Genomic DNA, 21,981 nt, shown 5'->3' with positions numbered 1-21,981 from the left:
CGGCGCGATGAGCCGCGCCGGAGCACCCGCAGGCCTCGTCTCACAACGGCAGGAACGAACTCCGGTTGCCGGAGTAGGAGACGTAGAGGGCGTCACGGGCCCGGGTGCAGGCCACGAAGAGCAGGCAGCGCTCACGTTGCAGGTCCTGGCGGCGGGCGATCGGGTCCTCCGCCTCGTCCGTGAGCGCTCTGGGAGCAGGGCAGGCGACGTCGTTCACCCCGATCACCGCCACGCAGCGGAACTCCAGCCCCTTCATCCTGTGCATCGAGCCGATGCGCACGCATTCGGGGGCCGATCCTGAGGCCGCCAGCGAGATCGTCGCGATTCCGGCGTCCCTCAGCGCTTGTTCGGCCCGGCCGGCCACCGGGTTGAACCGGGCCGCGATGCCGATGGCGTGCGGCTCGATGCCCGCTTCCAGCCATGCGCGCACTTGGTCGACCAGGTCGTCCAGTTCGGTCTTCTCGTCCGGGCAGGCGCGGACTACCGGTCGGCGGCCGTGGAGGGAGGATCTGAATCCGGCGAGCGTCGCGGGCTCGTCGTCCAGGCCCGCGACGGGTTCGATCCCCAGGGTCCGTACGGCCCAGGTCAGAATCTCGGCGGTCGTGCGGTAGCTCAGCTTCAGTCGGTGGCTACGGCCCGCCACCTTGATTTCGAGCCGTTTCAGGGAGACGCGGTTGTCGTAGATCCGCTGATGCGGGTCGCCCACGATGAACAGGTCGTCCGGGCCGGAATCGACCGCGGCGCGCAGCATGCGCCAGCGGGACGGGTGGAGGTCCTGCGCCTCGTCCACGACGATGTGCCGGTAGCGGAGGTCGGGGCGGCGTTTGAAGATCTCGGCCGCCCGGTCGGCGAGTTGAAGGTAGGTGGCCTGCCTCGTCCGCCCGAGCGTCTCCTGGAACCGAGCGATCGCGGCCCATGCCTGCTCGCGCTGTGCCGGATTGAGCTGCCTGCCCCGTCCACGGCGGTCGCAGGCCAGATAGGCCGCCTTGCTCGTCAGTCCTTGCGCCAGGACGACCTGTTCCCATTCGCGGTGCAGGAATGCGGGGGAGAACGGGGCGTTGCTCTGGTCCGCCGCCCGGTGCCAGAGGGCTTGCAGTTCCGCCTCCCCGATGATCCGCGGGTACGCGTCCGCCTCTTCCTTGACCGTCCGGTAGGCGAGCTTGTCCGCGTTGATGACCTCAACGCGCTTGCGGACGTCCGGTTCCTCGATCAGCAAATCGAGCTGGCGCCCCAGCGCCTCGGCAAGGGTGGTGGTGAACGTGGTCACCAGGACGCGTTCGGATCGCGCCGCGAGATAGCGCGCCCGGTGCAGGGCGGTGACGGTCTTGCCCGTTCCTGCTCCCCCGGTGACCTGGGCGGATCCGGTGTAGGACGGGCGGTAGGCGAGTTTGCGCTGGGCCGGGTGCAGGAAGAGCCGCCACAGGGCGAACGGGTTCTCCAGGATGCTTGCCAGTTCGTCCGATCCGGACACGAACGCGATTTCGCTGGGCGTCCGTTCCATGGCCGTGACCAGGTCGGCGGTGTCCACCTCGGCGGGGGGCTCCGAATCGGGCAGCAGCCGGCAGACCTCCTCCCATGCCTCCTGGAGGGTCATGCCGTCCGCGAGCGCCAGGAGGGCGAGGAACTGCGGCTCCGGCAGCATGGTCTCCAGCGCACCGAGGTGATCGTCGTTGGTGACGAGCCGTATGATCGGGAGCACTTCCGCGTCGAGGCCGAGTCCGATCAGGTCCGCGTTGGAGAAGTCGGCGAACAGTCGTTCGTCCGTCGTTTCCGCCACCGCCCCGAGCGCGGGTCTGAGGGTGTCCAGCGCCCGCGCGTCGCGGACCTCCAGCAGGCCGAGCCGGTGGTTGACCGAGAACTTGCGGCCGGTGGCGTACTTGTAGGCGGCGTCATGCTCGAGGACGGCGAGAAGGCAGTAGACGTCGCCGGTCTCGGGTTTGAGCACCACGCCACGGCGCCCGTCGTCGATCTTGATCGTACGCACCCGAGGGTCGCGCGCCCCCTGGATCTTCTCGAGGTGAAGGCCCGCGAAGGTGTGCTCCTCGAACTTGTCGATCGCGGCGTCCACGGCCTTGCGGACCTTCTTGTCCAGGTTTGCGTACCCTGTCAGAAAGCTCTTCGCGATCGCGAGTCTGGCCACCGGGGGTTCCCGCCTTCCGCGATGTCGGGTTCAGTTGTCTCAGCCTGGCCGGAACGAGCCAGGCTCGGCTGAATTCTCGTGATCGGTGCGGCACGATGTCTACCGTCGGGGGTCGGGTCTATCGGCCGGGTCTGACAACGGGGCGAACATATGGGGATGGGGCGAGCATGACCGAGACGGTCGTCCAGGACGGGGACGTGCCGGCACCCGGGCAGCTGGTGACGGTGCGCAACCGTGTGTGGGTGGCCTCGGACGTGGTCCAGGGGACGATGGGCGGGCGTGACGGCGGTCTCACCGCGCGGGCTCCCCACCTCGTCGACCTGGTGAGCGTCGAGGACGACGCCTGGGACGAGCGGTTGCGGGTGATCTGGGAGCTCGAGCCGGGCGCGGTCGCGCACGACCGGCACGACCTGCCGGCCCCCGCCGCCGGTTACGACGACCCGCGCCAGCTGGACGCCTTCCTGGACGCCGTCCGCTGGGGCGCCATCGCCTCGGCCGACCGAACCGTGTTGCAGGCCCCGTTCCGCTCCGGTATCGAGATCGCCGACTATCAGCTCGACCCGGTCGTGCGGGCGTTGTCCATGCCGCGCACCAACCTGCTCATCGCCGACGACGTCGGGCTCGGGAAGACCATCGAGGCCGGGCTGGTGATGCAGGAGCTGACGCTCCGGCACCGGGCACGCACAATGCTGATCGTGTGCCCCGCCGGGCTGACCCTGCAGTGGCGCGACGAGATGCGCGACAAGTTCGGCCTCGATTTCACGATCCTCGACACGGCGTTGCTGAAGAGGCTGCGCCGGTCCCGCGGGCTGTACGTGAATCCGTGGACGCACCATCCCCGGCTCATCGTCAGCATCGACTGGCTGAAGCGCGAACGCCCCCGCCGGCTTCTGCGCGACGTGCTCCCTGATGCACCCAAGTATCCCCGTACGTTCGACATGCTGGTGGTGGACGAGGTCCACACGTGCGCGCCGACGACCCGGGGGCGCTACGCGGTCGACTCGCTGCGCACCCGGGCCGTCAAGGAGCTCGCCCCGCACTGCGAGCACCGCCTGTTCCTGTCGGCCACCCCGCACAACGGATACCAGGAATCGTGGACGGCCCTTCTGGAACTGCTGGACGACCAGCGGTTCGCACGCAATGTTCCTCCCAGCGATGAACAGCTCGCACGCATCATGGTCCGTCGGCTCAAGCGCGACCTGCCGCCGAAATGGGACGGCACGGCGCGGTTTCCGGAGCGCGTGCCCGGATATCTGGAGGCCGACTACTCCAAGGAGGAGCGTGACGCGCATCAGCGCTTGGCGGAGTACGCCGGGTCGCGCCGTGATTCGGCCGACGGGGACGCTGGACGTGCCGCGGCCGACTTCGTCACCACCCTGCTGAAGAAGCGGCTGTTCTCGTCACCGAAGGCCTTCTTCGAGACGGTCGGCACCCATCTGGAGACGATGGCCGCCAAGGAGGCCGGCGGGGAGCATCTGCGCCAAGCGTCCAAGGCCGCGGGACAGAGCGTGCTGAAGCCGCTCATCGACCGGCTGGAGGAGACCTCCGAGGAGGACGACGCCTACGCCACGGCCGAGAACGACGCGTTCACCGCCGTCCGCAACGTCACCGCTCCGCTCAGCGCGGACGAACGCAAGCTCCTGGTGGCGCTGCGGGACTGGGCGGGCAACGCCAAGGACCGCACGGACGCCAAGTTCGCGGCCTTCCGGGCCTGGCTCGACCCCATCCTCAAGCACCCGGACGGAACGTGGACCGGCGAGCGCGTCATCGTGTTCACCGAGTACCGCGACACGCAGCACTGGCTGCGGGAACGCCTCCTGGCCGCCGGGTATCCGGCCGAGCGCCTCGCCCAGCTCTACGGCGGCCAGGACACGAAGGATCGCGAACGAATCAAGAACGTCTTCCAGGAGTCCCCGGACCTGCCCGGGGGCGAGGTGCGGATCCTGCTCGCCACCGACGCCGCCAGCGAGGGCATCAACCTGCAGAACCACTGCCACCGGCTGGTCCACTGGGAGATCCCGTGGAACCCGAACCGGCTGGAGCAGCGCAACGGCCGCGTCGACCGGCACGGGCAGCCGTCCCCGCGCGTCGACGTCCTGCATTTCGTGCCGAAGGGGTGGGACACGACCGGGAACGCCGGCTACGCGAACGGCTCGCTGGAGGACGAGCTCTACTTCCTCCACGTCGCCGCCCGCAAGGTCGAGCAGATTCGTGAGGATCTCGGCAGCGCCGGCGACGTCATCGCCGCCCAGGTGGAGCAGAAGATGCTCGGCCGCCGGGTCGACTGGCAGACCGCCGACACCGAGATCGCCCAGCGCGCGGGCAGGGCGGCGCTCAAGGTGAAGCGCGAGCTGGCCCAGGATCTGCAGCGCCTCGCCGACACCCTCACCGGCAGCCGCACCCGGCTGAACCTGTCCCCGGCCACGGTCGAACGGGTCGTGCGCACCGCGCTCCGCCTCGAGCACAACAAGGATCTTCTCGACGCCCCGGCGCCGCCCGGTTTCACCGGGGCCTGCTTCCGGGTGCCGCCGCTGACGGGGTCGTGGGCCGACGCCCGCAACGACGGCCTGCACCATCCGGTGACCGGCGAGGAGCGCGTGGTCACCTTCGACGGCGACGCCGCCGCCGGGAGGTCGGACGTCGTCCTGCTGCACCTGGGGAACCGGCTGGTGCAGATGTGCCTGCGGCTGCTGCGCGCCGAGCTGTGGTCGGGGGCGCACGGCGTCGCCCGCCGCACCGGCCTGTCCCGGGTCACCGCCCGGGTCGTCCCCGGCGATCTCCTGCGCACCCCGGCCGTCGCCGCGCACATCCGAGTGGTGATGACCGGTGCCGAGGGCACCCGCCTGCACGAGGAGATCCTGCTGGCGGGCGGCGTCATCGAGGGCGGCGCCCTCACCAGGGTCAAGGCCGAGGACCTCCAGGCGTGGCTCGCCGCCGCCACCGACGAGACACCGCCCCAACCCCTGCTGGACACCCTCACCGGCCTGTGGCCCGAGATCGAGCCGAGGCTCGCCCGGATTCTCGACACCCGGGTCAACCAGCGCAAGGGCCGACTCGACGCGGATCTGGCGGCCCGCTGCGAGGAGGAGGTCCAGGCCATGCGGGAGGTGCTGGCCGAGCTCCAGCATTCCATCCGCGCGACGCTCGATGACGACGACCAGTGGGAGCAGCCCAGCCTGTTCGAGATCGAGCAGGAGCAGCTGCGCGCCGATCACCAGGCGCTGCGGGACCGCCTCGCCGCGATTCCCGAGCAGCTCAAGCACGAGACCAGCGCCCTGGAGCGCCGGTACGCCAAACCGCGCGCCCGCTGGTTCCCCGCCGCCGTCACCTTTCTCGTCCCCGCCGCGATCGCCCACCAGCACGCCCACCGGAGCACGCACTGATGCCGCCGCGCAGAAAGCCCAAAGGCCCTTCGATCACCCAGCAGCACGCCGAATGGGTCCGCCTGCTGCGGCCGGACGGCCCGTTCGTCTCCGCGACCGTCCTGGCCTCCGTCTTCGGCCAGGGGCTGGACACCGTGCCGCGCCCTGTCCTCGAACGGGTCCGGCAAGGGTGGAAGGAGGTCCAGGCGTCGCCTCAGGTGCTGTTGCCCGCTTGGTACAAGCTGATCCTGAGCGAGTTGCTGAGTTGTACCGACGCTGCCATCGCCGAAGGTGCGGCGCTGCCAGAGGGCCTGCGCGCCTGGAGCCCTACCGACCGGCGCGCCCGCCCCGACGCGGTCCTGTACGGGCCGGACGGCAAGGGCGGTCGCGCCGAGCGGCTCCTGCTGTACCGGCGGCCGTGGAACGAGCCGCTCGCCAAGGCCACCAAGCAGGCGTCCTCCCCGGTCGAGCAGGCGATCGACCTGTGCCGCCGCCGCGCCACTCCTCTCGCGCTGCTCACCAACGGGCGGCTGTGGACGCTGGTCCACGCGCGTCCTGGGGAGCCGCCCACCGTCGCCACGTTCGACGCCGACCTGTGGTTCGAGGAGGACGAGCTGCTGCGCGCCTTCGCGACCCTGCTGTCGGCGCGCAGCGTGCTCCCGCCCGCCACCCTGCCCGACGGCGGCGGGCACTCGGCCAGCCTGGCCGCGCTGTTCGCCCGCAGCGCCGAGAAGCAGGCCGAGGTCACCGACACCCTCGGCGAGCAGGTGCGGGACGCCGTCGCACTGCTCGTCGGCGAGATGGGCCGCCTGGACCGGGAATCCGACGGCGCCCTGCTGGCCTACATCCCGGCCCGTGACGCCTACCGCGGCGCGCTGACCGTCATGATGCGGCTGGTGTTCCTCCTGTACGCCGAAGAGGCGCGGCTCGTCCCGGTCGGCACCGAGCTGTACGACCACTCGTACTCGGTGAGCGGGCTGTTCGACCTCCTCGAAGCCGAACGGAGCCGCTCCGGCGAAGGCTTCGGCGACACCCGCGCGGCCGCCTGGCCCCGACTGATCGCCACGTTCCGCGCCGTGCACGCCGGGTCGGAGCACAACGCGCTGCGCATCCCGCCGTACGGCGGCGGGTTGTTCGACCCGGACCGCTATGACTGGCTGGAGCGCCTACCGGTCACCGACCGGGTCGTGCACGCCATCCTCGAAGCCCTGCTGATCCTCAAGCAACGCGGCGAACGCCTCTCCTACAAGGGCTTGGACGTCGAGCAGATCGGCCACGTCTACGAAGGGCTCCTGGAGTACTCCTGCCGCCGCACCACCGAACCGCACATCAGCCTGATCGGCGCCCTGAACGCGACCGTTCCCCTCGCCGACGTGGAAGAGTCGTCCCAGGGCGAGGACTTCGATGACTGGCTGGGAGGCAAGAGCGGAGCGACCCAGGCCAAGCGCCGCAAGGGCCTTGCCGCCGAACCTGACCCAGACGCCCTCGGCCAACTCGACGCCGCGTGCGACAACGACCGCGAGCTCGCTTCCAGGGTCCGCCCGTTCTGGGGCCTGCTCCGACCGGATCTGCGCGGCCGGCCCGTCGTGCACCCGGCCGGGTCCCTCATCATCGACAAGGTCGGGGACCGCCGCGCCACCGGCACCCATTACACGCCGAGGTCCCTGGCCGAGGAGGTCGTGGAGCACACCCTCGCGCCGCTGTGCTTCTCCCCTGGCCCCGCCGAGGGCGCCGACCGCCCGTCCTGGAGCGCCAAAGCGGCACCGGAGCTGCTCAAGCTGAAGGTCCTCGACCCCGCGATGGGCTCGGGCGCGTTCCTGGTGTCGGCCTGCCGGTACCTGGGCGACCGTGTCGTGGAGGCTTGGGAACGCGACGGCCTGCCCGACGACGTCATCGAAGCCGTCGGTCCCGACTTCGACCGCGACGATCTCCTCCTGGAGGCACGCCGCCGGGTCGCGGCCGGCTGCCTTTACGGTGTAGATCGCGATGAGATGGCCGTCGAACTGGCCAAGTTGTCGCTGTGGCTGGTCACACTCGCCAAGGACAAGCCGTTCTCGTTCCTGGACCACGCCCTGCGCTGCGGCGACTCCCTGATCGGCCTCACCTCGGAGGCGCAGATCGAGAACTACCACCTCGATCCGCAACGCGGCCGGTACATCAACAACCGCACCACCGGCATGATCAGCGAGGTCACCGGCCCGCTGCTCACCCGCGTCCAGGAGCTCCGCGAACGCATCGAGGCCCAGCCCGTCCGCGACGCCGAGCACGGCGAGGAACTCGCCCGCCTCCTCGGCCAGGCCGAACGCCTCGCCGACCGCCTCCGCCTGGCATCCGACGCAGTCGTCGCCGCCGCCCTGTCGGCCGCCGGTGACGCCAAGTCCAACCGCCGCCCCCACTGGGAAGAGCAGGACGAGGACGCCTCCGACCTCTTCGAGGAACGCCTGACCCAACTCGCCGACCTCGTCGAGAAGGCGCTGGAGGTGGACGAGGACGGCTACCCAACCTTCGACGCCGAACAGGCCGAGAAGGAAGCCCGCGAACGCATCACCCCCATGCTGAAGGGCACGCGCCCCGAGCCCATCCGCCCCCTCCACTGGCCGTTGGAATTCCCCGAGGTCATGCGCCGAGGCGGCTTCAACGCCGTCGTAGGAAATCCGCCCTTCATCGGCGGCCAGAAACTCACCGGCAGCGTCGGCGACGACGTCCGCGAATTCCTCGTCCAGTGGATCGCCCGAGACAAGCGGGGCAGCGCAGACCTGTGTTCCTACTTCTTGCTGCGTGACCTGGCTCTAGCACCCAGCGGGCGGACGGGCATCATCGCCACGAACACCATCGCCCAAGGTGACACCCGAGAGGTCGGACTAGACCAAGCCACCGAGTGGGGCTGGGACATCTACCACGCCATCAAGTCTCAGCCCTGGCCCGGCACCGCCTCCCTTGAGGTCTCCCTGGTGTGGGCAGGCCATGCCGCGTCAGGCGAGAAACGCATCCTCGACGGCAACGAAGTCCCCGCCATCACCACATCCCTGGATGCCGTGTCCCGCGTCGTTGGCAACCCGTACCGCCTGGCCACCAACAAGGAGCAGGCGTTTCAAGGCTCGAATGTCCTTGGCGCGGGCTTCATAATCAACCCCCAGCAGGCAGAAGAGCTCATCGAGACCGACCCGCACAACAAGGACGTATTGTTCCCATATCTCAATGGCGAGGATCTTAACCAACACTGGGACTCGTCCGCCCGCCGCTGGGTCATCAACTTTCACGACTGGTCTGAGGAACGCGCGACAACATACAAGGAACCGTTTGAGATCGTTGAACGCAGAGTAAAGCCGTTCCGAGCACAGAATAAGCGAAAAGTCAGACGTGAGCGCTGGTGGCAGTATGCAGAACGAGCTCCAACCCTGCAAGAAGCTATTGAAGGACTCGACTGGGTCTTGACGATCGCCCTTGTTAGCAAGACGGGTTTGCCTGTCTGGCAGGAAACTGGCCAGGTTTTCTCACATATGCTCGGTGTTTTTGCCACGCAACGCGATGCAGACTTCTCCCTTCTATCCAGTGCAATGCACTTCATATGGTGGACGACAAAAGGGCAGTCCACCCTACGCACAGATGCCCGCTACACTCCCTCCGACGGTTTTGAAACTTTCCCACAACCCACTCTTTCAGAGTCGATGGACCAAGCTGGCGAGTCACTGCATTCATTCCGGCGAGAAATAATGAAACAGCGGCGAGAAACACATCCAGGACTGACCGCTATCTACAATCTCGTTCACAATGTATCCGTGCAAGACGAGGACATTGTTCGGTTGCGGGAGATTCATGTTGAGGTTGATGAGGCAGTGCGGGAGGCGTACGCGCTGGACGAGGAGCAGGAGCCGGAGATCCGCGAGTTTGAGGCTCGGATAGCGGCGGCGCCGCTGCCGTCCTGGCGGGAGATCGATCTGGGGCATGGGTTCCATGAAACTCGCCAGGGCGTGCGGTTCACGATCAGTCCGCAGGCTCAGCTTGATGTCCTTGACAAACTGCTGGCGCTGAACCACTACCGGTACAAGCAGGAGGAGCGGAAGGGCCTGCACAACAAGCCGCGTCGCAAGTCGAGCCGGAAGCCCGCGCGTCCGGCGACGCTCAAGACCACCGAAGATGTCGGTGATGGCCTTTTTGCGCCGCCGGACGCGCTTTTCTGACCTCTTGATCACCGTGGGTCGGCGTTCGAGAACACCATCGCCACCCATGACGCGAGGAGCATGTGGACTTGCTCGGCAGCCGACTCCACGTCCGTGCACGGGGCGAGCAGCGCACCAGTGGAGGACCGGAACCACAAGACAGGGAACGTGGGAATGCTGGTCGGTCCCGGCACGACAGTGACGCTCTCCCCCAGCCAGGTCAGGCGCTCGTCGAAGACGCGCAGCAACGGACGGTCATCGACGTAGCGGCGTGCGCACGTCCAGCCAGCATCGCAGAGAGCGAGGGCGAGCCGATCAAGGTGGGCTGTTGCCGGCAGAGCGGCCGCGCGGACGACGGGTACAGGGGGAGTCCCAACCTTCGCACGGCCCTTCCTCCCCCATAGGGAGCGCCGCCGCCAGTGCCACGTCCCACTGCGGTGACGGCCTGGACGACTCATTCGCCCAGCCTCACCGGGTCCATACCTTGACTTGGGCGCGTGTGCGTTCACCCTTCAGCGCCGCGTGAAGTTCATCCGCCGTGGAACAGATGACGGTCGGGTCGACGCCGGCTCCGGGGTCATGGAGTGTGGCCACCCAGTCGCCCAACCGCCCATCGAAACGGACCGATCGCCAGATCCGATGTCCGGTGAACTCCGCGCGCAGTCCCGCAAGCTCTCGATCTTCACAGTTCGTGCCGTCACCCATCGCGGGATACCTCTCCTGGTTCTTCTTGACCGATTGAGGAGACCAGCATGCCGAGTCGAGTTACTCTCAGCTACAAACCGATCTCAAGTCGTCACCAGGCGCCGGTGGCTCGCGTCAAGGAGCGTTCCGTCGCCGTGATCATTCCGGGAGGTCCCCCCATGCCCCGGCACGGACGTCAGCTCCACCCGCACTCGCTTCTCACGTACTTCGGCGCCGAGCTGCGCCGCCTGCGCGAGGCGGCAGACCTGTCGATGGCACAGCTCGGCGAGGCCATCGGCTACACCCCGCAGTGGATCGGCGCGGTCGAGCTCGGCAACGAGAAGCCCTCCCCCGAGTTCGCCGAAGACCTCGACACCTACTTCAAGACCGAAGGCATGTTCGTCCGGCTCGTGGAAGCACACGAGCGCGAACTCAAGCGTCCCAAGGTGCCGCCGAACTTCCCCCGGTTCGCCGAGTTGGAGCAGAAGGCATCCTCGATGCATATATTTGAAGCCCTTCTGATCACTGGGCTCCTCCAGACCGAGGACTACGCACGAGCGGTGTTCCTCACCGTCCAGCAACCGGAGGACGTCGAGCCCCTTCTAGCAGCGCGCATGGAGCGCCAGTCGATCCTCGAGCGCCAGAAGCCGCCCCGGCTCTTGGTGACGGTGGACGAGCACGCACTCCGAACCGTCCTGGGCGACATCGAGGTGATGCGGAATCAACTCGAACACATGATTAAGGTGGCTCATCGCCCCAACGTCATGCTCCAGGTCGTACCAGAGAAGACGGGCGGATACGCCGGATCATGCGGCAGCTTCACCATCTTGGGCTTCGGGAACCGTCCCAACGCCGCCTACATCGAGGCTGCTGGGGTGGGGCAAGTGATCGAGGAAAGCTCCAACGTCGCCAACTTCCACATAGGGTACGACTTGATTCGTGGGCAGGCGCTGCCCGTCGAGCAGTCACTACTGCTGATCAAGTCGATCATGGAGAGCCTATGAGCGAGGTAGATTTCTCGGCCGTGCGGTGGCGCAAGAGCAGTTACACGGATGGCCACGGCGGGCAGTGCGTGGAAGTGGCGGAGGTTGCGCCCGCTGTGGCGGTGCGGGACTCGAAGGATCCCGAGGGGCCGAAGCTGCTCTTCGGGGCCGTGGCATGGCACGCGTTCTCCCAGCGCGTCAAGAGCGGGCGCCTCGACCTGATCTGACCGAGCGGCACCGAAATGTCAGGGGCCCGTGTCATCCTGCGTACATCGCTGGATGACACGGAGGTCCCATGGACGGTACACCCCCCGCTCCTTCCCCGTTCCAGTCCGCTCTGCGCCTCGTGGGTCTGAGTGTCGGCGCGCTGGCAGCCGGCGCGTTCACGACCGGACTGGTGTATTTGGTAGCCCGGCACTGGGTCGGGATCCTTCAGTTCCTCTCCGTCCTCGCGCTTCTCGTCGGCGGCACCGGCGCGTACCTCTACCATCGCCACCACGAGGCCGAACAGCGCCGATGGCAGCTCCAGATGCTCGCCCGGCTCGACCAGGTGGACGTCATGACCGGTCCGGAGTTCGAGGAGCTCACGGCCGAGCTTCTCCGCCGGGACGGTTTCCGCTCGGTCAGGATCCTCGGAGGCAGCGGCGACAGGGGCGTGGACATCACCGCGCTCACCCCTGACGGGCGCCGGGTCGCCGTTCAGTGCAAGCGGAAGAAGGACAAGGTGTTCCCTTCACAGGTGCGCGAGCTGGCCGGAGCGCTGGTCTGCACCTACCGCGACCATGCGGGCGTGTTCGTCACCAACAACTATTTCTCCGAGCAGGCGCAGGCAGAGGCGCGCGGTCACATGACCCTGGTGAATCGGGCGACGCTGGCCGGTTGGCTCGATGGCCGGGAACTCGTGCTCTGAGCGACGACCTCGAAGCCCGGGTATCGACACTCGCGGCTGATCATGTCGCTGGCCGGTTGCGGTCTCTTTCAAGGACCCGTGCAAGGGCATGGGTTCGCGGATGGTATTCCATCATGGATGGCCGCACCCTTTCATCGCTACATTCCGGCTCGACCGAAAGCGCGACGCCTGATGCGAAACGGTCGGTGGCGAGTCGTGCTCGGCGCGGCCTCGCCTTGCCATGAGGATCAGGGGGAAATGCACACGTGAGCACGGAGAACGTTCGGACCTGCGGCCGTCCCACTCGCTCCGGGACGCCCTGCAAGAACCCGGTATACGGAGCGAACGTCGCCTGCGGCACCCATGTGACGGACCATGAGCGCGAGCTGGCGGAGGCGCACCGCAGAGGTTACCGCGAGGGCTACGAGGAAGGGCGCGAGAGCACTTCCGGAGCCGCCGATCTCAAGGTCGAGTGGCTGGAGCGCCGCGTCAAGGAACTCGAGCAGAAACTCGACGACGCGACGCGCGTCCACGAGGTCGACGGGGGTCAGGCGGTCGAGGTCGACGGTTACGCCTACCTGTGGCGCGGAGCCGAACCCCTCGAAGTGGGTGATCACGTGCTGCTGCCCGAAAACTATGTCAGCCGGGTCAAGAACGGTCCGGGGCCGACGCGGGGAGTGGTGACCCGCCTGGGCATCACCTACCGGGGCGAGCTAGCGACCATCATCGGCCGGGCGCCGCGAGACCACGGCTGACCGGGCGAGATCCGCCACCGTCCCCCGCCCGCGCGGCGCTGAGCCACGCCGCCGCGCATTGACGGGGCCGCGCTATCGCCGCCCGTGCCTGTTGCGGCGCTCGGTCTGCTTCGGATGCCCGGCAGCGACCATGGTCAGCCAAATGGTCGACGCGGCGTCGTCGATGGCATACCAGAGGCGCCCGCCCCCGGTGACTTCGTACTGCCACTGCTCGAAGATCTCTCCCTTGACGTTCGCTGTGCCGAGAGAGCCGCTGAGCCGGTGCTGCCGTGGCGTGGTGGCACGTGGCTCATCAACGATGTCGAACCACGCTCGCCGCACATTGCCGGGAACCTGATTGCACAGTTGCCTCCAAGCCCTTCCCACCGCGTTATCAGCTGCGACGAGAGACCATTCGGCGGGCGGATGGAGTTCGTCGCCGCGCTTGGGAGCACTCATTCGGCGTCGACCGGAGGGGGAAACAGGACCGGCCCGTCTCCAGGCAACGGCCGACGCAGGGCGCGGGCGGTCTCGGGGTCGCTCCAGGCGATCGCCGTTGATTTCCAGGAGCGCTTGGCCCGCGCGTAGGGCAGCAGCTCGCCGGTGTCGGCGCCGGCCACCAGGTGGTCGAGAAGTTCACGAACGCATTGCGGGCCTTCCGCCTCGGGCAGCCAGGTCAGCCAGGGCAGGTCCTGAGCGAGAGCTTCCTCGGCCAGTTCACGGTTGGCGCGGGCAACGATCGCCATCGACCGAGCGAGGGTGAGCAGCGCGTCCTGAGCGGCCTGGTAGCGCTCATCGCGAATCAGCCACACGTTTTCGGCGTCACGCCGCTCCAGAAGGACATCGGCGTTGTCCACGGCGGTGAACACTTCACCGCGCTCACGGACAAGGGTGCTGAACGGGAAGGTTCTCGTGCTCATGCTCTCCACTCTAGCACCCGATGCACTCTTAGTGCATCACTAGTGCAACACTCTCGAGTGGGCCGAAAGGCCACCGCGTTCTCGTGTGCACGCGCGATCGGCGGCCGACTCTCAGACACGGGGCGGGTGTCGGTGGCGGCGTCTAGGGTGGCGCTGTGACTGACGAGACGGTGCTGAGGGCCCCCGACCCCGCCGTGATCCGCGACGAGTTGCAGCGACTTGTGATCAAGGATCTGCACGGTCCGCTGGCCGGGGAGTTCGAGGAGTTCCGGGAGCGGCCGACCGATCGTTACGTGCTGGGGAGGCTGGCCCCCGACGGCACGGTGATCGAGCCGGACGAGCAGGACGACACCGCCGACGCCGACGGCGCCGATCTCGGAGAGGACCAGACCGAGCCGAGCGCTCCCAACATCGTGAGCCTGGCACCGTCCTCGCTGGGCTGCACGGTCTACATCGACGGCGAGCTCGACGAGGTGCCCGTCGCCGCCGAGTGGGCCCGTTACGAGCGGGTGCACGCGGAGGACGACGACGCGGCCGGGCCGGTCTGGCGTCGTATCCCTGAGCACGGCGAGGTCTCACTGAAGCTCCGCGAGGGCACGCTCGACCCGGAACCGGTGATCGATGCGCTGCCGCAGGTGACCGTGCAGGGCCGAGCCCGTCGCCTGGACGGGCACTGGCTGGTATCGATCTTCCTGGTGAACGGCCAGCCCAGGCCCCAGCGGCTTCCCGACTCGGCGTGGCTGTTCCAGGCCTCGATCACCGTGCGGGCGCCCGGCGGGTCCGCGCCTTTCCTGCCCCGGCCGGACAGGGCCAGCGGCGGCGACGACGCCGACAAGGCCGAGCAGAACCGCCTGGGCATGGCCTACCGCTTCCATCCGGAGTTCGCTGTCGGGCATGGCACCGGCGTCCACGTGACCCAGTCCCCCGATGACCCCATGCGCGCCGTCGAGATCACCACGGCGGCCGTGCCCGAATACGAGATCCCCTACACCGACGTGCCGAAGGCGGAGGACGACCCCGACCTTCCCGAGCTCGCCGACCTCGAGCTCGACATGAAACGGCTCGCCGAGCTCGCCGACGGTCCTCCCGCCGCGCTCCTGGCGGCGCTTACACCGCTGGTCACCGGCTACCGCCGGTGGATCGAACGGCGCCGGGCCGACCTCGACGACCCGGCCCGCAGGCTGGAGCGGCACCGCTCCGACGCCGAGGCCGCGCTCGAGAAGGCGGAGCTGGCCGCCACGAGGATCCAGCACGGCATCGAGCGCCTCGGCGATCCGCATGCCCGGCGCGCGTTCGGATTCGCCAACCGCGCGATGTACCTCCAGCGCATCCACACCATGGCGGCCGACCGGCGCGGCGTCGACGACTCCGTCGCCCTGGAGACCGCCCTCGCCGAGGTCGACGACCCGGACAACCACCGGTGGCGCCCGTTCCAGCTCGCGTTCGTGCTGCTGAACCTGCCCGCGCTGGCCGACCCCGCGCACCCCGAGCGCGCCCCGGGCAACTCGGCGCTGGCCGATCTGCTCTGGTTCCCCACCGGCGGCGGCAAGACCGAGGCCTACCTCGGCCTCACCGCGTTCACTCTCGCGATCCGGCGGCTCCAGCCGCCGGTGGGCGGCACCGACTCCGGCGCGGGCGTGGCCGTGCTGATGCGCTACACCCTGCGGCTGCTGACGATCCAGCAGTTCCAGCGGGCCACCGCGCTGATCTGCGCATGCGAGAAGCTGCGCGCCGACGACGAGGGGACCTGGGGCCGCGAGCCGTTCCGTATCGGCCTGTGGGTCGGCGCCGGGGTGACGCCCAACCGCACCGACCACGCCGCCGAGTGGCTGAAGCAGCACAAGGGCAACCGGCGCGGTCCGGCACGGGCACAGGGCTCCCCCCACCAGCTGACCTCCTGCCCCTGGTGCGGCACCAGGCTGGAGCCGGGCCGCGACGTCCAGGTCGACATGATCCGCCGCCGGACGCTGGTGATCTGCCCCGACGTGTTCTGCCGGTTCGGGATGGCCGGCGGCCGCGAGGGCATCCCGATCGTGGTGGTCGACGAGGAGATCTACCGCCTGCTGCCCAGCCTGATCATCGGCACCGTGGACAAGTTCGCCCAGCTCGCCTGGCGCGGGGAGACCCTCGCCCTGTTCGGCCGGGTGTCGCGGCGGTGCGAGCGGCACGGCTACGTGACCGACGATCTCCGTTCCGCCGACTGGGAGCTGTCGGGCAGCGCGTCGCACCCGGCCAAGGGGGACGCCCCGGCCGCCCGGATCGTGCCGACCGGCCGGCTGCGCCCGCCCGACCTGATCGTCCAGGACGAGCTCCACCTGATCTCGGGCCCGCTCGGATCCCTGGTGGGCCTCTACGAGACGGCGGTGGACCGGCTGGCGACCTGGGAGCGGGACGGCGGCGAGAGCGTCCGCCCGAAGATCATCGCTTCCACGGCGACCATCCGCCGGGCGGGCAAGCAGATCGGGGCACTGTTCAACCGGCGCACCGAGCTGTTCCCCCCGGCCGGCGTCGACATCGGCGACAGCTTCTTCGCCCGGCAGCGTCCTGCCACTCCCACCGCGCCGGGGTATCGGCCGGGCCGACGCTACATAGGGATCTGCGCCCACGGCGTACGGATGAAATCGACGCTGATCCGGGTGTACGTGTCGGTGCTCGGGGCGGCACAGGCGCTCCACGACAAGTACGGCGGGAACGAGGTCACCGACCCGTACATGACCTTGGTCGGCTACTTCAACAGCCTGCGCGACCTCGGCGGCATGCGCAGGCTCGTGGAGGACGACGTGTCCACCCGCCTGGCGCGGGCCGACGAGCGCGGCCTGGCCAGGCGCTTCGACCCGCTGGCCAAGGAGCTCACCTCCCGGCTGTCGTCGCCCGACATCCCCGACGTCCTGGAGCATCTCAAGGTCCCGTTCCGGGCGAACCGCGCGCGGGGCGAGCGGCGGCCGATCGACGTGCTGCTCGCCACCAACATGATCGCGGTCGGGGTGGACGTCTCCCGGCTGGGCGTCATGACGGTGGCCGGGCAGCCCAAGTCGACCGCCGAGTACATCCAGGCGACCAGCCGCGTCGGTCGTGCGGCACCCGGGCTGGTGTTCACCGTTTTCAACTGGGCGCGTCCCCGCGACCTGTCGCACTTCGAGACGTTCGAGTACTTCCACGGCACCGTCTACCGTCACGTGGAGGCGCTGTCGGTCACCCCCTTCGCCGATCGGGCGGTGGACCGCGGGCTCACCGGAGTGCTCATGGCGCTGGTCCGCGATCTGACCGAGGACTACAACGGCAACCTGAAGGCGGCCTGGTTCGACCGCAACGGCACGCTGGCCGACCACGTCGTGCGCTATTTCGGGCGCCGCGCCGCGGATGTGACCAGTGACAACAGGGTGGGGCGCGCGGTCGAGCAGCACCTTGACGCCCGCCTCGACCACTGGAACGCCCAGCGGCTGATACCCGGCCGGCGGCTCGCCTACGACCACCCGCCGGGCCGCGCCGACGAGGTGGTGGGGCTGCTGCGGCGCCCCGAGCAGGGCCCGTGGGTGGCGATGACCTGCCCCACCTCGCTCCGCGACGTGGAGCCCGGCGTCCGGCTGCTGCTCCTCCCCGAGGACGACGGGCTGTCGATCACGACCGAACCCGCGTACGCTCCGGTGGCCGAGGCCGACGACGGTGACGGTGGCCCCGGCTCCTCCGGGCCGGATGACCAGGACGGGGGCCCCCGATGACGATGCCCGCCCCGCAGCCCATGCGCGTCGGGGAACTGCGGCCCAACCAGCTCCTGCACACCTACGGCGTCGGCGCGGTCGCCGACCTCCCCAACCTGTCGGTCGTCGTCGCGGGACTGGACGACTGGGACCTGGCCAAGACGACCATCGTCCGCGAGGACCGCCTGCTGGCCGCGATCCGCCGCGAGCTCGGGCCACAGGTCGAGACACTGCGCACACCGCCCTACATCCCCGAGACCTCCGACCCGTTCGCCGAATGGACGCGCGTCGGGGTGCCGGTCCGGCTGTTCCCGCGCTGGCTGCGCTGCTCCGACCTGCGCTGCAACCGGCTCGCCCCCGTGGAGAGCAGCATGTTCGAGCTGCTGCCGCATTCGTTCTCGCCGGAACGGATCCGGTACGTCCACGGCTGCCGGGGGCGTGGTGGCAGTCGGCCCACCGTGGTTCCGGCGCGTTTCGTGCTCGCCTGCGAGGGCGGCCACCTCGACGACTTCCCCTGGCTGTACTACGTGCACGGCGGGAGGGTCCCGCAGGAGGGCGAGCATGTGCTGCGCCTGCTCGAGCGCGGCACCACCGGTGAGGCCGCCAACGTGTACGTGGAGTGCTCGTGCGGTCGCAACGTCCGGCGGTCCATGGCGCAGGCGTTCGGCTTGGACGCATGGCGCAACCTGCCCGCATGCCGGGGCCGCAACCCCCATCTGGCCGGTTTCTCCGAGTGCGGGGCCAGGACCCGCACCCTCGGGCTGGGCGCGACCAACGGCTGGTTCGCCATGCAGCTCCAGGCGTTCACGCTGCCGCGGGCAGACGACGAGATCGCGCAGAAGGTCGCCGAGAACTGGGCACAGCTCAACCTGCTGGCCAGCCTGTCCAGGGAGCAGGCCACGGCGCTGCTGCCCAGTTTCGCGTGCTGGCCCGAGCTGGAGTCGTACGACATCGACAAGGTGTGGCGGGCCATCGTCCGCCGTGCCGAGGAGGGCGAGGACGACGGCGACGACGACGATCAGGACCTCGACACCCCCGAGTGGGAGGCCCTCACCCGCCCGGACCCGGTCGAGCTTCCCGACTTCACCATTCGCAAGGAACCCGTCCCCAGCGAGGCCCGTCCATGGCTGAGCGAGGTGGTGCTGGCGTCGCGGCTCCGTCGGGTGTCGGCCCTGTACGGTTTCACCCGCATCGACGCTCCCGAATGGGATGTGCAGGCCACTGACAGCGGCCGTCGCGTGCCCCTGTCGCGGGAGGCGCCGACGTGGGTACCGTGCGCGGAGACCCGCGGCGAAGGCATCCTGCTGCGCTTCGACGAGCAGCGGCTGCGGGACTGGGAGGAGTCGGAGCCCGTCCGCCTGCGCGCCAGAATGCTGCGCCCCGCGCACAACGACTGGAGAAGCCAACGTCAGCTTCCTCCAGGCCAGTGGCCCGGCATGCGCTACCTTCTGCTGCACACCTTCGCGCATGCGCTGATCCGCGAGTTCGCCTTGGAGAGCGGCTACAACGCCTCGGGCATCGCCGAACGGATCTACGCGCGGGGCGGAGACCGGCCGATGGCCGGCATTCTCCTGTACACGTCGGCTCCCGACAGTGAGGGCACCCTGGGCGGGCTGGTGTCGCTGGGGCGTCGCGACCGGCTCGGCACGCTGATCCGTCAGGCCCTTGAGGCCGCTCGTCTTTGCAGCTCCGACCCGCTGTGCGCACAGCACGACCCACGCGTGCATGGCAGGTTGTACGGCGCCGCCTGCCATGCCTGCCTGTTCGCCGCCGAGACGTCCTGCGAGCGCGGCAACCACTACCTGGATCGGGCCCTGCTCGTGGACACGGTGACCGACCCCGACATCGGTTTCCTGGCCCGGTGAGCCCGCCGCTCGCGGCCGTCATCGCGGACCTGACCCGCGACCTGCCGCCCGGCTGCGTGGCCGACTGGGCGCGGATCTTACGCTCGGTGTCCTTACCCGGGCCGGGCGTCGAGGCCACGCTCATCGAAGCCACGCCGGGCCCCGTCGCCGCCGCCAAGGTGGAGCGGTTCGCCACCGCTTGGCGGACCGGCAGACCCCCGCTACCCGGGGCCGCGGTCGCTCTCGCGTTGGAGGTCGGCGCCGCGTCGTATGCCGAACAGCACGCCCGCCAGACCGATGTCATGGTCAGCGGGCCGGTGAGCCTGGGCGCGGATACCGCGGTCCGGCTCACCGGCTCGGTCATCACCGAGGTGATCCGAGGAAGCGAGCGGTCGCTGCTGGTGGTCAGTTTCGCCGCCTTCGGGGTCGCCGCCGTGCTCGCCGAGCTGGAACGGGCCGTCCACCGGGGAGTCCGTATCGATCTCGTACTGGAGAGCGGGCGAGCGGACGGCGGCACGCTGCGAGGTACCGGCGCGGAAGCCGCGTTCGCCTCGCTCGGCGGCGCGGTGACGTTCTGGTCGTGGCCGGCACCCCGCCGCCCGATGGTGCGCGGCGCGCGAGCGGCCATGCACGCCAAGCTCGTGGCCGCCGACGAGCGGGTCGCCGTACTGGGCAGCGCCAACCTCACCGACCGGGCACTCGCCCACAACATCGAACTGGGCGTGGCCGTCCGTGACCCGGACGCCGTCGGCCGCATCGTCCGCCACTTCCGATCACTGATGCGGCCCGGAGAGGGGCCTCTCGAACCGGTGCCGCGCGCTAGCCGTCCTCGATCGTGAACGAGGTCAGGGACCGGAGCTCGGTCCGCTTACGGCTGCGGGCCAGCACGCCCGCCGCCCGGACCGTCGCCCCGTACTCGGCGGCCCGCAGCGCCAGGTTGAACAAATCGGGATGGAGCCGTACCCAGATCAGTCGGCGCATCCGTTTGTCCCTGGTGGCCGCCACACCCTTGATCACCACCCAGCCGGGCTCCGTCGGCCGATCACGTTCGGTCCGCCAGATCTTGCCGGTGACCTCGACCCGCTCGTCGCGCATTCTGCCGTCGTCGAGGTCCTCCTCGGCTTGGGCGAGCACCGACACCTGCGCCTCATCGAACCGGATCGGCGGTGTTCGAACCCCTGTCGGCAGGGACAACGCCCAGGAAAAGCGCAGCTCGAACGGATGGTCCTGCTCGGCTCCCCCGAACCGGGAGAGGGCACGGCACAGATTCGCGGAGATCCCCTCGCCGACGCGTTCGGTGAACGGGCTCAGCTCCGACCTGTCGAGCGCCTCCCCCGCCGCCGAGTGCGCCGCGCGCACGGCGTCGTAGAGCCGCAGCATCGCTCTGCGCCCGAACGGCTGGTCGACGGCGAACAGCCCGTCGTCCTCGTCGAGAGGAACCTCCACGGAAAGGACGTAGCTGCCCTCGGAGGACGGCCCGAGCCGTGCTCGCTTCGGAAACTCCTCCACCCGGTGCGGTTTGCGTCGGGGCAGGACCAGGACGGGATCGGCGACCACCGCGTACGCGCCCACGATGAGCAGTTCGCGGATGCCGTCGACCGTCTGGAGCCCGTCCGCCACCGAGATCGTTCCGGGTGGTGTTCCCGGGTGGGTGCGCACGTAATGGCGATCGACGCTGACGGTCGTGAGATCGCGCAGGATCTGCGGCCTGGGCCGGTCCTCTGTCTCTGACAGGACCTGAAGCAGATTGACCATGCGCAGGACGTAGTCGCGAGCGGTTTCGTCCCCGGGAACGACCACCTCACGGTCTTCGCCTGCATGCGTGAGCGCCCAGAGGGTGGATCCACCGATCCGCTCGGCCTCTTCCCAACCGCCATTGGAGAGGTATGCCTCCACGTCGCGCAGGGGCACTCGGCCGAGGACGGCCATGTACTCCTCATCAGACCGCGCGGTCACGGCGCCACCCCTCCCACACCCGGCCTGATCATGAGGCTCAGCAGCGACTTCGCGGTGAGGAGGTTCGCCTTCGGAACGTCGACTGTGATCTTCTTCTCTCGGGGACGATCGAGAATCGGATGGATCCCGTGATAGCCCTCCCAGTATGCGCCCCATCGCAAGGTCAGGCCCGTCCCGGTGACCTCGGTGTACTCGGCGGGATCATCCGGCACCACGACCAGGATGAGATAACGGGGCATGTCGAAGGCGCCGGCCAGCTGATTGAAATGAGCAATCTTGAGCGGATAGCGCCAATTGTCCGAATTCCCCTGAGGGGTACGCCACGACTTCACCTGGACGTCGATCTGCGGCAGATAGATCGTGCTACGGGCACCGGGATAGCGGATGCCGAAGTCGATCCCGTCGCAGTCCGGTTCGGGCTTCTGGATCTGCAGGCCGACCGCGGCCGCGAGCACCCGGACGTACTGCTCGGCGTAATGGCCCTGATGGTTGTCATGGTCGAGCGGCAGAACCGACCTCCCGCCATCTTCTCGACGCCACGCCGAGCACTGACTCATCTTTTGACCAAGAAGCACTTTATGGTGAAGACCATCACCAATGGAAGGGGGCGT

15 protein-coding genes are annotated in these 21,981 nt (G+C 68.9%); 9 read left to right on the top strand and 6 right to left on the bottom strand.

The window, feature by feature from the left end; genetic code table 11:
• Nucleotides 1-40 precede the first annotated feature (40 nt).
• Complete coding sequence (locus ACZ466_RS37570) at nucleotides 41-2,140, bottom strand: UvrD-helicase domain-containing protein (RefSeq protein ID WP_378288750.1); 2,100 nt, start codon at nucleotides 2,138-2,140, stop codon at nucleotides 41-43.
• A gap of 167 nt (nucleotides 2,141-2,307) precedes the next feature.
• Between ACZ466_RS37570 and drmD the strand changes: the two genes are divergently transcribed.
• Both drmD and ACZ466_RS37560 read left to right on the top strand, forming a co-directional pair.
• Nucleotides 2,308-5,523 (top strand): DISARM system SNF2-like helicase DrmD, encoded by a 3,216-nt coding sequence (gene drmD, locus ACZ466_RS37565; RefSeq protein ID WP_378288747.1) that lies wholly within the window; start codon nucleotides 2,308-2,310, stop codon nucleotides 5,521-5,523.
• The gene (locus ACZ466_RS37560) at nucleotides 5,523-9,683 is read left to right on the top strand and encodes an Eco57I restriction-modification methylase domain-containing protein (protein WP_378288745.1); all 4,161 of its coding nucleotides are present in this window, start codon (nucleotides 5,523-5,525) and stop codon (nucleotides 9,681-9,683) included. Before drmD ends, ACZ466_RS37560 begins: the two co-directional genes overlap by 1 nt.
• Nucleotides 9,684-10,130: 447 nt before the next feature.
• On the opposite strand, the gene ACZ466_RS37555 is transcribed toward ACZ466_RS37560, so the two are convergent.
• The gene (locus ACZ466_RS37555; protein ID WP_464041835.1) at nucleotides 10,131-10,367 is read right to left on the bottom strand and encodes a hypothetical protein; all 237 of its coding nucleotides are present in this window, start codon (nucleotides 10,365-10,367) and stop codon (nucleotides 10,131-10,133) included.
• 47 nt (nucleotides 10,368-10,414) lie between these two features.
• On the opposite strand from ACZ466_RS37555, the gene ACZ466_RS37550 reads away from it, so the two are divergent.
• From ACZ466_RS37550 to ACZ466_RS37535, 4 genes are all read left to right on the top strand, one after another.
• Nucleotides 10,415-11,350 (top strand): helix-turn-helix domain-containing protein, encoded by a 936-nt coding sequence (locus ACZ466_RS37550; RefSeq protein ID WP_378288743.1) that lies wholly within the window; start codon nucleotides 10,415-10,417, stop codon nucleotides 11,348-11,350.
• Nucleotides 11,347-11,556: a DUF397 domain-containing protein gene (locus ACZ466_RS37545; RefSeq protein ID WP_378288741.1), complete on the top strand. Its 210-nt coding sequence runs from the start codon at nucleotides 11,347-11,349 to the stop codon at nucleotides 11,554-11,556. Before ACZ466_RS37550 ends, ACZ466_RS37545 begins: the two co-directional genes overlap by 4 nt.
• Before the next feature lie 68 nt (nucleotides 11,557-11,624).
• On the top strand, nucleotides 11,625-12,239 hold the full coding sequence (locus tag ACZ466_RS37540) for a restriction endonuclease (RefSeq protein WP_378288739.1): 615 nt from the start codon (nucleotides 11,625-11,627) through the stop codon (nucleotides 12,237-12,239).
• A 344-nt stretch (nucleotides 12,240-12,583) separates the two neighbouring features.
• Nucleotides 12,584-12,973: a FliH/SctL family protein gene (locus ACZ466_RS37535; protein WP_378288737.1), complete on the top strand. Its 390-nt coding sequence runs from the start codon at nucleotides 12,584-12,586 to the stop codon at nucleotides 12,971-12,973.
• Between the two features lie 72 nt (nucleotides 12,974-13,045).
• Here the strand turns inward: ACZ466_RS37535 and ACZ466_RS37530 are convergent, their stop codons facing one another.
• Together ACZ466_RS37530 and ACZ466_RS37525 are read right to left on the bottom strand one after the other, a co-directional pair.
• A complete protein-coding gene (locus ACZ466_RS37530) occupies nucleotides 13,046-13,411 on the bottom strand; it encodes a hypothetical protein (RefSeq protein ID WP_378288735.1) in 366 nt (121 codons plus the stop codon).
• Nucleotides 13,408-13,872, bottom strand: a complete 465-nt coding sequence (locus tag ACZ466_RS37525) for a hypothetical protein (RefSeq protein ID WP_378288733.1) — start codon at nucleotides 13,870-13,872, stop codon at nucleotides 13,408-13,410. Before ACZ466_RS37525 ends, ACZ466_RS37530 begins: the two co-directional genes overlap by 4 nt.
• Nucleotides 13,873-14,027: 155 nt before the next feature.
• Here ACZ466_RS37525 and drmA point away from each other — a divergent pair, with 155 nt between their 5' ends.
• Genes drmA through drmC form a run of 3 tightly spaced genes read left to right on the top strand, consistent with a single transcriptional unit; the run spans nucleotide 14,028 to nucleotide 20,253 of the window.
• Nucleotides 14,028-17,591: a DISARM system helicase DrmA gene (gene drmA, locus ACZ466_RS37520; protein WP_378288731.1), complete on the top strand. Its 3,564-nt coding sequence runs from the start codon at nucleotides 14,028-14,030 to the stop codon at nucleotides 17,589-17,591.
• The gene (drmB, locus tag ACZ466_RS37515; RefSeq protein ID WP_378288728.1) at nucleotides 17,588-19,435 is read left to right on the top strand and encodes a DrmB family protein; all 1,848 of its coding nucleotides are present in this window, start codon (nucleotides 17,588-17,590) and stop codon (nucleotides 19,433-19,435) included. Before drmA ends, drmB begins: the two co-directional genes overlap by 4 nt.
• On the top strand, nucleotides 19,432-20,253 hold the full coding sequence (gene drmC / locus ACZ466_RS37510; RefSeq protein WP_378288726.1) for a DISARM system phospholipase D-like protein DrmC: 822 nt from the start codon (nucleotides 19,432-19,434) through the stop codon (nucleotides 20,251-20,253). The genes drmB and drmC overlap by 4 nt, the downstream gene beginning before the upstream one ends.
• On the opposite strand, the gene ACZ466_RS37505 is transcribed toward drmC, so the two are convergent.
• Complete coding sequence (locus ACZ466_RS37505) at nucleotides 20,234-21,343, bottom strand: hypothetical protein (RefSeq protein ID WP_464041834.1); 1,110 nt, start codon at nucleotides 21,341-21,343, stop codon at nucleotides 20,234-20,236. The two genes, drmC and ACZ466_RS37505, sit on opposite strands and share 20 nt — an antisense overlap.
• Nucleotides 21,344-21,366: 23 nt before the next feature.
• Complete coding sequence (locus tag ACZ466_RS37500; RefSeq protein ID WP_378288722.1) at nucleotides 21,367-21,927, bottom strand: DUF4365 domain-containing protein; 561 nt, start codon at nucleotides 21,925-21,927, stop codon at nucleotides 21,367-21,369.
• Nucleotides 21,928-21,981: the final 54 nt, after the last annotated feature.

Source organism: Actinomadura rugatobispora, from assembly GCF_055379765.1.
Note: the sequence above shows the minus strand (reverse complement) of the source record. Positions and strands in the feature narration are given on the sequence as shown.

Excerpts from the sequence above, each read along its gene's own strand:
- drmB (WP_378288728.1), top strand. The coding sequence starts at position 17,588 with ATGACGATGCCCGCCCCGCAGCCCATGCGCGTCGGGGAACTGCGGCCC.
- ACZ466_RS37555 (WP_464041835.1), bottom strand. The coding sequence starts at position 10,367 with ATGGGTGACGGCACGAACTGTGAAGATCGAGAGCTTGCGGGACTGCGC.
- drmD (WP_378288747.1), top strand. The coding sequence starts at position 2,308 with ATGACCGAGACGGTCGTCCAGGACGGGGACGTGCCGGCACCCGGGCAG.
- ACZ466_RS37550 (WP_378288743.1), top strand. The coding sequence starts at position 10,415 with ATGCCGAGTCGAGTTACTCTCAGCTACAAACCGATCTCAAGTCGTCAC.
- ACZ466_RS37500 (WP_378288722.1), bottom strand. The coding sequence starts at position 21,927 with ATGAGTCAGTGCTCGGCGTGGCGTCGAGAAGATGGCGGGAGGTCGGTT.
- ACZ466_RS37560 (WP_378288745.1), top strand. The coding sequence starts at position 5,523 with ATGCCGCCGCGCAGAAAGCCCAAAGGCCCTTCGATCACCCAGCAGCAC.
- ACZ466_RS37545 (WP_378288741.1), top strand. The coding sequence starts at position 11,347 with ATGAGCGAGGTAGATTTCTCGGCCGTGCGGTGGCGCAAGAGCAGTTAC.
- ACZ466_RS37505 (WP_464041834.1), bottom strand. The coding sequence starts at position 21,343 with ATGGCCGTCCTCGGCCGAGTGCCCCTGCGCGACGTGGAGGCATACCTC.
- ACZ466_RS37525 (WP_378288733.1), bottom strand. The coding sequence starts at position 13,872 with ATGAGCACGAGAACCTTCCCGTTCAGCACCCTTGTCCGTGAGCGCGGT.
- ACZ466_RS37530 (WP_378288735.1), bottom strand. The coding sequence starts at position 13,411 with ATGAGTGCTCCCAAGCGCGGCGACGAACTCCATCCGCCCGCCGAATGG.
- ACZ466_RS37540 (WP_378288739.1), top strand. The coding sequence starts at position 11,625 with ATGGACGGTACACCCCCCGCTCCTTCCCCGTTCCAGTCCGCTCTGCGC.